The organism is Geoglobus sp. (assembly GCF_054018175.1).
Genome location: NZ_JBPLZQ010000066.1, coordinates 1 through 8,635, shown reverse-complemented (window position 1 = coordinate 8,635; position 8,635 = coordinate 1). Strand labels below are relative to the sequence as shown.

The window sequence follows — 8,635 nt, the reverse complement described above, 5'->3', positions numbered from 1 at the left end:
TTTTTAAGACGCCCCTGGATTATGTGCCTCTTTCCAGCTCACCAGCGTGATCCTTCATCTCCTCGTATATCCGGACCATTCTGTCAAGAAACCACATCTTGCTGAGATACACCCAGAAAACTCCTGCGATGGTCATCCAGACGTCGAGCAGGTACATCCCCACTATGAGAAAGACTCCGCCGGCAGCCTGCAAAAACGTCAGTACCCTAATGACCCTGTGGTGGTGATCAGATACCGGAAACCTGTCTCTGTTTGCCCAGAAATACTCGCCAGCCACGCACTTCGACCACCAGCTGTCAATCTTCGTCTGTTTTGCGAAAAGGGTTGGATTTATCATAGACCAGGCGACAACCACCCCAACAAAAATCAGGGAATACCAGCCGAGCCAGACCCTCGACCAGACCGCAAGTACCAAAGGTGGCAATGTTGTGAACCTCGTAATCACGCTCCAGGGATTTGCATGCCTCATCCAGTCCTCCGGGCTTTCAAGCCCAAAACGTTTAGCTATTGCCCTCTCCATGGACACTGTTTTCCCACCTCAAGGAAGATTGTCAAGAGGGGTTTTTCACTCCCCCATCCCCTCGTTTAATCTGCTGAGTCCCTCAATCTCCACTTCAGTCAACTCATCCTCAGGAGTTCGGAGATTCGGTCAGGCTTCCCCTCCGTCTCACAGCTCCATCCAGTAACCCGGAATCCATGATTGCGACACACGCTCGCAAATATAATGGGGTTAGCAAGGTAGACTACTGGTTCTGGAAAATAAAAAGGTTTCTCAGTCAAATCCCGAAAAACCTCTCCGCATTCTTCCCAACAACCCTCTCGTTCCCGCATGCATCGTACAGCCTCTTCACTGCAAGCATGTCCGACTCGCTGAAACCGGTGTCGCTGTTGGCAATCAGCCTCTCATCTCCGAACTCCTCAATTATCCTTACAGCCTCATCCACGGTGAGCTTTCCGGGCTGCACGGTTATTCCGGCCCAGTATCCCTTTTCAAGCACAGCTTTCACAGTCCCGACGGAGTTGTGGTCTATCAGGGCAAGCTCCTCAGGGAAGGATACATCTTCAAGAATTTGCAGGGTTTTCTCGAGAATCGCCTCCTTGTTCTTTCTGGGAGTGTGGATTACTGCCGGGATGTCGAGTTTCTTCGCAAGCTGTAACTGGGCTTTCAGAACCTCCTTTTCTTCATCACTGCCGTCTTCAAGTCCTATCTCACCAATAGCGACATATCCAGAATAGCTCTCGATGAACTCGAGGACTCTTTCCCATCCTGGAGGGATACACCTCGGATGAATTCCCACCGCAGAATGAATCTCCATTCCTGCCTTCTTTCCCCTCTCAGGTTCAAATTCCGTCAGTTTTCTTGCGAGATCCATCAGGGTTTCGGGAAATTCAGGCTGTATCGGATAGAAGGCGCAGGTTATGGCCTTCTTTATCCCGTTCCCGGCCATGTGTTTCAAATCCTCAACACTCCTGCCCTCAGAATGGATGTGAGTATCTACGAGAATCATGAACATTACCTGTCCCGCACAAATAAAAATCATGCTGTTTCTGCAATACAGGTCATGGCGAAAGAGCCGGGGTGTTAACTGGGGTTCATTCACTGGCAATCTGCTCAATCACGATTCTTGCTTTCTTCAAGAACTCCTCGGCATCGTGTACCACCTGCTCGGCCATCTCTTTGCTCAATTTCAGCCCGCCTTCATAATCTGCATCCATTCTGATGTCAAATGCAAGTTTGTACGCTTCAGCATAGGTTTCTTCGAGATAGCCTTTGTTGACAAATTCGACACCGAGCATTCTCAAAACGCCAACGTGTCTTTTTGGAGAGATGTTTTTCGCGAGTAACATGGCTTTTGCAGCATGGAACATGGCATAATAAGCTCTTGAAGCTGCACCCCGATAATATTCACTGGATAGGAGTAATTTTGCCTCTTCCAAGCATTCTTCAGCCATAGAAATCTGCTCAGCAATCTCATCATGCAATTTCCACACCTTCCCTCAGGATGTTTCTGTAAAAGGAGAATGATTTTCTGCTCATTACCTCCTCCTCTGTTCTAACCATTGCGGATATTACCTCCCCGTATTTCAAAAGAATGTGTGAGGTTATTTTTGAGATATCCTCAAGTCTTACATCACCTACAACCAGCACATCAATGTCACTTTCATCGGTAAAATCGCCCCTCGCAACAGAACCAAATAAGATTACCTTCGCTATACTTTCACCAAATGACTCTCTAAGAATCTTGATAAATTCGCTAATTGCCTCTCTCTTGCTTTCAGGCAATTCACTTAATTCTACCCTCATTCAGTTCAATATACTCCCTAATCTTTTTAATGGTTTTTGCAGGCCAGTATTTTTGCAATATTTCAATAAAAAATAAGTTATTTGAGAATCGCTCCCTCATCAGCACCGCTCACGAGCTTGGAGTATTTTGCCAGGTATCCTCTGTGCTTTATCTCTCTCGGCTTCCACCTCTCCTTCCTCTCCGTAAGCTCGTCCTCGCTCAGCCTGACATTCAGCTTCCTTTCAGGAATGTTGATCTCAATCACATCTCCGTCCTCAATCAGCGCGATGTTTCCTCCAGCCAATGCTTCGGGGGAGATGTGGCCTATTGCCGGTCCTCTCGTTGCACCGCTGAACCTGCCGTCTGTTATGAGCGCAACCCTCTGCAGGCCCATTCCGGCTATTGCTGCTGTAGGCAGGAGCATCTCAGGCATTCCCGCAGCTTTCGGCCCCATGTACCTTATCACGACAACCTGCCCCTCCTGAATCTCGCCTGCCAGAATAGCATCAAGAGCAAGCTTTTCAGAGTCAAAGACCCTTGCCTCACCCTCGAAGACCCTCATATCCTCCTCAACAGCAGCAGCCTTCACAACTGCCCCTCTCTCTGCGATATTGCCCTTCAGAATCGCTATTCCACCTTCTCTGCTGTACGGGTTGGACGGCTCCCTTATTATGTCCACCCCTCTTCTGACAGCAAGCTCTGCAATCTCGTGGATTCTCAGTCCACCAACGGTTAGCTCGTTGTGGAAGTACTGCCTGGCTTTCCTGAAGATCATGGGTACACCTCCGCTTTCATCGAGATCAACAACCACATCCCTGCTCGCCGGGTCGAGTTTTACTAAGTGAGGGGTCTTCCTGCTTATCTCCTCGAACACGTCAAGGCTCAGCTTTATCCCTGCTTCCCTCGCAATTGCAGGCAGATGCAACACTGTGTTTGTTGAACCACCAATCATCATGTCCATAGTTACAGCATTCTCGAAGCTTCTCTCCGTCACGATGTCTGAAGGCTTCAGGTTCTGCCTGACCAGCTCAACTACCCTCTTGCCAGCCTCTTTTGCTATTCTGAGCTTTCTCGAAGAGCCGCATGGTGATGTGGAGGTGTAGGGCAGGCTCAGGCCAAGAGTTTCAGTGAGAATCTGCATGGTGTTTGCGGTGTAAAGCCCCTGACAGCTTCCGCACGATGGTGCGCAGAAGTTCTCGTAAAGCTTCAGTCCCTCGTCGTCGAGCTGTCCTGCCTTGTAAAGACCTGCAGCCTCGAAAGCGTCCTTTATCGTAACCCTCTCACCGTAAACCCTCTCAGCTATCATTGGACCGCCTGTTACGGCTATGGCAGGAATGTCGAGCCTGAGCATTGCCATGAGCATTCCCGGCACGATTTTGTCGCAGCTGCCAACAACCACCAGACCATCAAATCTGTGCGCCTCAACCATGACCTCTATGGAGTCTGCTATGACCTCCCTGGAAGGTAAAGCGTAGCTCATTCCAACATGACCCATCGCTATGCCGTCACAAACTCCAATAACTCCGAACTCAAATGGAACTCCGCCTGCGGCAATTATGCCCTGCTTCACATACTCAGTTATTCTGTCAAGGGCCATGTGGCCAGGAACAACTGTATTGTAGGCGTTGGCTATCCCGATGAATGGTTTATCAAAATCGTCATCTGTCAGACCTAAAGCCCTTAAAAGCGCTCTGTGGGCTACCCTATCAACACCCTTCTTGACCGTGTCGCTTCGCATGACATGAAGTGGCAAGGGGCATATTTTAACCTTCCCGTCCGGGAAAGTCCGGGAGTATGTTCGGTGCCGGCATACCGTCAGCTCAATCTGCGAAAAACTGTTTGATTATAAACTATCCTTTATTTTTCTGATTAATGTTGTTGAGTATCAAAAAATTTTTAAATATAATAGAGATAAAAATGCCACAATGACCCTTAAATGTCCGAACTGCGGGGCAGACCTGCCCTCATGGTGGAAACTGGCATCTCAGCTCAGACATTTTCGCATTTTCGAGTGTCCGAATTGTAAGGCAGTGGTGGAGGCAAGAATAAGGCATGAAGGTCTGCACAGGTATGTGGTTACAGCTCTGTTTCTGATTCTGGCCGGCTGGGTATTTCTTCTCGAAATTTCCAGAAATCCCGTGCCAATGGCCGATAGAATACATGCTTTAAACTTTATGGAAGATCTGAGCAACCCGGAAAAATACACACCGCCATTTGTTCTCGCTATCCTGATTCTCTGGTATTCTGCAAGGTTTGGTAACTACACCCTCGAAATTGCCGATTCGAGCGCCGAAAAAAGGAGAGTGTCCTTCATACTGCTCCTCGTCTTATTTGTTCCGACAGTCGCATTTGTTACAGCAGTTGGACTGTATGTCTATCTTGCCGAGGGGATGAACTGGTTTACCGCGTTTGTGGTCTTACTCGATGTGGCCATAATTACCAGTCTGAAAAGAGAGCGTGGAAGGGTGAAGAGGCTGGAAAGAGAAAATCGCCCATAGCCCGGGTAATTATCACCGGGTAAAAACAACTCTGACATAATCCGCAGAACTTAGGGAGAATCAATATACAATCATCTAACAGTATCAAATATGATGAAAATGCCTCAAGGCAATTTGGATGTGTGAAACATGTCGGTAAAAGGTTTTGCGGGTCTGGCCATAATGCTGGGCCTCGTTCTGTTTGCCGCAGCCATTTCAGGCTGTGCTGATCAGGGAGAGGTGAAACAGCCTGCTCCCACTCCGGAGGAAAAAGAGACCCTCCCGGAAAAAAGTGGTACTGTCGAAAAGGAAGCCAGCGTGACAGAAACCGGGACAGCTGATTTTGCTGAAACCATCAGGACATACGATGCTGAGGTCAGAGAAGCTGAGAAAGCCTTATCGGATATGGGATATGAGCTGAGTGGTGAGGAGACAAACCTGTGGGACAGGAAAGTGGATGAGCTCGTTAACAGCGCGAGCGATGCAGATCAAGAACTGCGGGAAAGCCTGCTCAGAGAAGCCGTCAGCCTGAAATACTACGAAGTTCAGAATCTGAGAAGTCTTGTGGCTGTTGCCAGAATCGAGAAAACCTACTGGGATATGGCAGTTGACGGGAAGAACATATCTTCATTCTACAGCCCGGATGGCAGGTTCTTCTACGGGTCAGGGAAGAGCATCGAAAACATCAGCGCCAGCCAGATGGTGAAGAAAATGAACGCAATCAGAAGTCTTGAGTTTCAGAGCCTCGAAATATACCACTTCGGAACAGGAAGCACCCTGAAGGTGATTAGAGAAGGTGGAAGAACTGTTGGCGCGGGACAGATCAGTGATGCTGTTTCGATAACTGTCGGAGCCAAAAACGGTGTCAGACTTAACTTCAGCTCGGAGAGCCTGCCAGCTCTGAGACTTGTTGACCCCCAAAGCGGAGAAACTGTCATGAAGGTTGCTCCTGACATGAATGGAAATTACGTAATTCCCCCGGTAAATACAACACTGCTCGGTGTGGTTGACGATGTTGATCTGGACAAGCTTAAGGAGTTGTGCAAGCCCCTGCCTCCAGATACCGTGGTTCTTCAGCCAATGCCGGAAGAGCCTGACGAACTCGTTATCTGCCCATCTCCCCAGATAGCTCCCTTCGTGTTTGAGCCCACAGATGATGGCATTTATCCAACACCGATTGACAGCATCTACCTCATGCCAGGAGAGTATAAAATTACTGCGCTCACCATGAATGCTGACCTGAAAGAACTTGCGGAGCAGCTTGTGAACATTAACGTGAGGGTTGGTGGAGACGCAGTTTCCACAAACTCGCCGAAAAAGGCACTTGACGCATTTCAGTCTGCGATTGCAAAGTCAATCTCGGCCGAGTTCAAAACACCCCGTGAAGCAGGCCTGCCTGGGTCTCAGGAACTGCCAGCCCCGGATGGAGTTCAGGTTATTCAGGAGGATTCCAGCCTGTCGGTGAAAGTGTATGTGATTTCCGACACGCACGGAAACGTTCTGATAGCCATTGGAGATCCGGGAGTCAAGCAGGGCACAAAGAAGCCCAGCTCCAGCAGAGTTGCTTCGGACTACTTGGACAGAGTGTTCCTTGAAGTTTTCACCGCAAGAAACAGCACAACTGGTGAAGAGGTGAAGGTGGTGTCGTTCAAGATACTCGGCATTGACGGGAAGTTCGACTACAGAACCACAGAAACTGCGAGGGCCAAGGACATAAGGATGACAGTGCTTCCACTCGAAAACACGACAGGTAAGAGCTGACGGCATTCAGAACCCCAATTTTTTCGACGCCGATCAGCGGTTTCCGACGTGAAACTTTAAATAGTAATTATCCACAATTTCTTTCAGGTGAGTGTCATGGGACTTATGGAGAAGCTCTTTGGCAAGCAGGAAAGGGTGAATGTGGACGAATACGAGGAACTCGACCTTAGTGAATTCGAGGCCGAACTCGAGGGTGATGGAGAAACATACATAAAGGTCGCGGAGATCACGAGCCTCAACGAGATTCCGGAAGTTAGACGGCAGGTTTACGATGGAAACATTGTGATCGCAGACGTGGCATTCCTCAAGCACGATAAGCTCACGCTCGACAGGGTTCTCAAGGACCTGAGACAGCTCGCAGAGGATGTCCACGGAGACATAGTGGGTCTCGGAGAAGATTACGTGATAATAACGCCAATGGGAATCAAAATCGACAGAAACAAGATCAGAGGAACCAGAAGATGATTCCCTGCCCGGTTTGCGGCGAGGAGCTCAGAGTGGTCACCGCAACCTACGACACACCCTATTTTGGCAAGCTCCTGATAACCTCTGTGAGCTGCGAGTGCGGCTTCAGGCATTCGGACTCGTTTGTCGCCGAGATCAAGGACCCGGTCAGGTTCACCATAGAGGTGAACGAGAACACACTATTTTCTAAGGTCGTCAGGTCAACATCGGGGACGATAAGAATTCCAGAGCTGGGGCTTGCAATGGAACCCGGACCTGCAAGCCAGGGGTTCATCACCAACATAGAGGGCGTGCTGATGAGGTTCGGGGACATAGTGGAAATGGCGAAGAGGTGGAACTCCGACGATGAGGATGCGGTGAGGAGGTGTGAGTTCATACTGGAGAAGCTGAGGCTCGCGATAGAGGGGAAGGAAAGGCTCACATTAGTTGTCGAGGATCCTCACGGAAACAGCATGATAATCGACGATCGCGCGTTTATGGAGAAGATGAGCGAATTGGAGGCGAAAAGTCTCAAAACCGGACTGACCATAGTCGATATAACCGGGGAGGACTACCTCAGAGAGGTCGTGAAAAATTCAGGTGCCGGTGGGAAAGAGCCCGATGTGACATAGGTTGCACTTTTTCTCATCCACCACCGGCCTGTGCTCTGGTTTCTCGTGACACGACACGCAGTCTATCTTGAATCTGTTGACGTGAATGCTGTGCATCTGAAGGTCGGGAACTGACCTGTTACCTACATCGGTTATGTGACACTTCTTGCAGTTGAGGGTCATGTTCCCGTAAAACCTGATCGTGTTCTTGTGGCAGAACTCGCACTTGATGTCTCTTTTCAGGTGAGAGGTGTGGTAGAACGTGACGTTCTTGAAGTAAATCTTGTCTGATGGATTCTTGTGGCAGGACGGACATCCGGTGACAGGAATTCCCTCAGGAGTCTTGTAGAAGTGACACACGAAGCAGGTGGTGTCCTTGACTGCGATGTGGCTGCCGATCACAATTTCCCTGTGGCAGCTCACGCACTCGAGCTTGAGAAAACCTCTCTTGTAGCCGTCCAGGTGGTTGCGGTGACTGAACGAGAGGTTCTTGTACTTGAGAGTCCCGACCTGAGTGATGTTCCCGTGACACTGCAAACAGTTGCTGGAGGATATGTTGGCCGGAAGGTTCACGTAGGGGGGCTGCTTTGCCGTGAGCACTGAAAGGGAGTGGTAAGCCCCCTTCAGAAAGTCGACAGGGTTGCTGCCATAGTGACACACGTAGCACTTAATCCCTCTGTGAGTTGACTCCTCCCAGCTGTGGAAGTAGTACTCCATCTGGTGACAGGTTGTACAGAGACTGGGATCGCTTGCGTACTCAATTCCGACGAGCACGACGTTTCCGAGAATGAATGCTCCTATCAAAAAAAGAGATATGATCAGCTCGGGGGGTCTCTTCTTCACCTCCACGAGCCTGCCCCTGACTTTCCTGAATTCCTTCCCGCACACCTCGCACCGGTATTCTTCCCCCTCGTTTTCCGACTGACAGAATGGACACGTCCATTTCATAGCTCCGCCCTGATCCTTTTTTGGTAGGGTGGGAAGATAAATGCTACTATCGGGAGCATGACGAGTGGCGCTGCAAGCACTGCAAGGGCCGCTACCAGCCCCTCCTTAC

10 protein-coding genes are annotated in these 8,635 nt (G+C 49.6%); 4 read left to right on the top strand and 6 right to left on the bottom strand.

The window, feature by feature from the left end:
• Nucleotides 1-19: 19 nt before the first annotated feature.
• The 5 genes from ACXJJC_RS05420 to ilvD form a co-directional block, all read right to left on the bottom strand.
• Nucleotides 20-520: a DUF6653 family protein gene (locus ACXJJC_RS05420; RefSeq protein ID WP_456369956.1), complete on the bottom strand. Its 501-nt coding sequence runs from the start codon at nt 518-520 to the stop codon at nt 20-22.
• Between the two features lie 256 nt (nt 521-776).
• Complete coding sequence (locus tag ACXJJC_RS05415) at nt 777-1,508, bottom strand: TatD family hydrolase (protein WP_456369955.1); 732 nt, start codon at nt 1,506-1,508, stop codon at nt 777-779.
• Nucleotides 1,509-1,593: 85 nt separating this feature from the next.
• Nucleotides 1,594-1,983, bottom strand: coding sequence for a HEPN domain-containing protein (locus ACXJJC_RS05410; protein WP_456369954.1), 390 nt, complete (start codon nt 1,981-1,983; stop codon nt 1,594-1,596).
• The gene (locus tag ACXJJC_RS05405; RefSeq protein WP_456369952.1) at nt 1,976-2,305 is read right to left on the bottom strand and encodes a nucleotidyltransferase domain-containing protein; all 330 of its coding nucleotides are present in this window, start codon (nt 2,303-2,305) and stop codon (nt 1,976-1,978) included. The genes ACXJJC_RS05410 and ACXJJC_RS05405 overlap by 8 nt, the downstream gene beginning before the upstream one ends.
• 77 nt (nt 2,306-2,382) lie before the next feature.
• Nucleotides 2,383-4,023, bottom strand: coding sequence for a dihydroxy-acid dehydratase (ilvD, locus tag ACXJJC_RS05400; RefSeq protein WP_456369950.1), 1,641 nt, complete (start codon nt 4,021-4,023; stop codon nt 2,383-2,385).
• Between the two features lie 187 nt (nt 4,024-4,210).
• On the opposite strand from ilvD, the gene ACXJJC_RS05395 reads away from it, so the two are divergent.
• The 4 genes from ACXJJC_RS05395 to ACXJJC_RS05380 all read left to right on the top strand — a co-directional run bounded on the left by ACXJJC_RS05395 (nt 4,211) and on the right by ACXJJC_RS05380 (nt 7,599).
• On the top strand, nt 4,211-4,783 hold the full coding sequence (locus ACXJJC_RS05395) for a TFIIB-type zinc ribbon-containing protein (RefSeq protein ID WP_456369948.1): 573 nt from the start codon (nt 4,211-4,213) through the stop codon (nt 4,781-4,783).
• Nucleotides 4,784-4,912: 129 nt separating this feature from the next.
• Nucleotides 4,913-6,523, top strand: a complete 1,611-nt coding sequence (locus ACXJJC_RS05390; RefSeq protein WP_456369946.1) for a hypothetical protein — start codon at nt 4,913-4,915, stop codon at nt 6,521-6,523.
• 96 nt (nt 6,524-6,619) lie between these two features.
• Nucleotides 6,620-6,988: a cell division protein SepF gene (locus tag ACXJJC_RS05385; protein ID WP_456369958.1), complete on the top strand. Its 369-nt coding sequence runs from the start codon at nt 6,620-6,622 to the stop codon at nt 6,986-6,988.
• The gene (locus ACXJJC_RS05380; RefSeq protein WP_456369944.1) at nt 6,985-7,599 is read left to right on the top strand and encodes a ZPR1 zinc finger domain-containing protein; all 615 of its coding nucleotides are present in this window, start codon (nt 6,985-6,987) and stop codon (nt 7,597-7,599) included. The genes ACXJJC_RS05385 and ACXJJC_RS05380 overlap by 4 nt, the downstream gene beginning before the upstream one ends.
• On the opposite strand, the gene ACXJJC_RS05375 is transcribed toward ACXJJC_RS05380, so the two are convergent.
• A complete protein-coding gene (locus ACXJJC_RS05375) occupies nt 7,564-8,526 on the bottom strand; it encodes a NapC/NirT family cytochrome c (RefSeq protein ID WP_456369943.1) in 963 nt (320 codons plus the stop codon). The genes ACXJJC_RS05380 and ACXJJC_RS05375 overlap by 36 nt on opposite strands.
• Between the last annotated feature and the right edge of the window lie 109 nt (nt 8,527-8,635).

Coding starts and splice junctions, on each gene's coding strand:
- ACXJJC_RS05385 (WP_456369958.1), top strand. CDS start 6,620: ATGGGACTTATGGAGAAGCTCTTTGGCAAGCAGGAAAGGGTGAATGTG.
- ACXJJC_RS05415 (WP_456369955.1), bottom strand. CDS start 1,508: ATGATTCTCGTAGATACTCACATCCATTCTGAGGGCAGGAGTGTTGAG.
- ACXJJC_RS05420 (WP_456369956.1), bottom strand. CDS start 520: ATGGAGAGGGCAATAGCTAAACGTTTTGGGCTTGAAAGCCCGGAGGAC.
- ACXJJC_RS05375 (WP_456369943.1), bottom strand. CDS start 8,526: ATGAAATGGACGTGTCCATTCTGTCAGTCGGAAAACGAGGGGGAAGAA.
- ilvD (WP_456369950.1), bottom strand. CDS start 4,023: ATGCGAAGCGACACGGTCAAGAAGGGTGTTGATAGGGTAGCCCACAGA.
- ACXJJC_RS05380 (WP_456369944.1), top strand. CDS start 6,985: ATGATTCCCTGCCCGGTTTGCGGCGAGGAGCTCAGAGTGGTCACCGCA.
- ACXJJC_RS05390 (WP_456369946.1), top strand. CDS start 4,913: ATGTCGGTAAAAGGTTTTGCGGGTCTGGCCATAATGCTGGGCCTCGTT.
- ACXJJC_RS05405 (WP_456369952.1), bottom strand. CDS start 2,305: ATGAGGGTAGAATTAAGTGAATTGCCTGAAAGCAAGAGAGAGGCAATT.
- ACXJJC_RS05395 (WP_456369948.1), top strand. CDS start 4,211: ATGACCCTTAAATGTCCGAACTGCGGGGCAGACCTGCCCTCATGGTGG.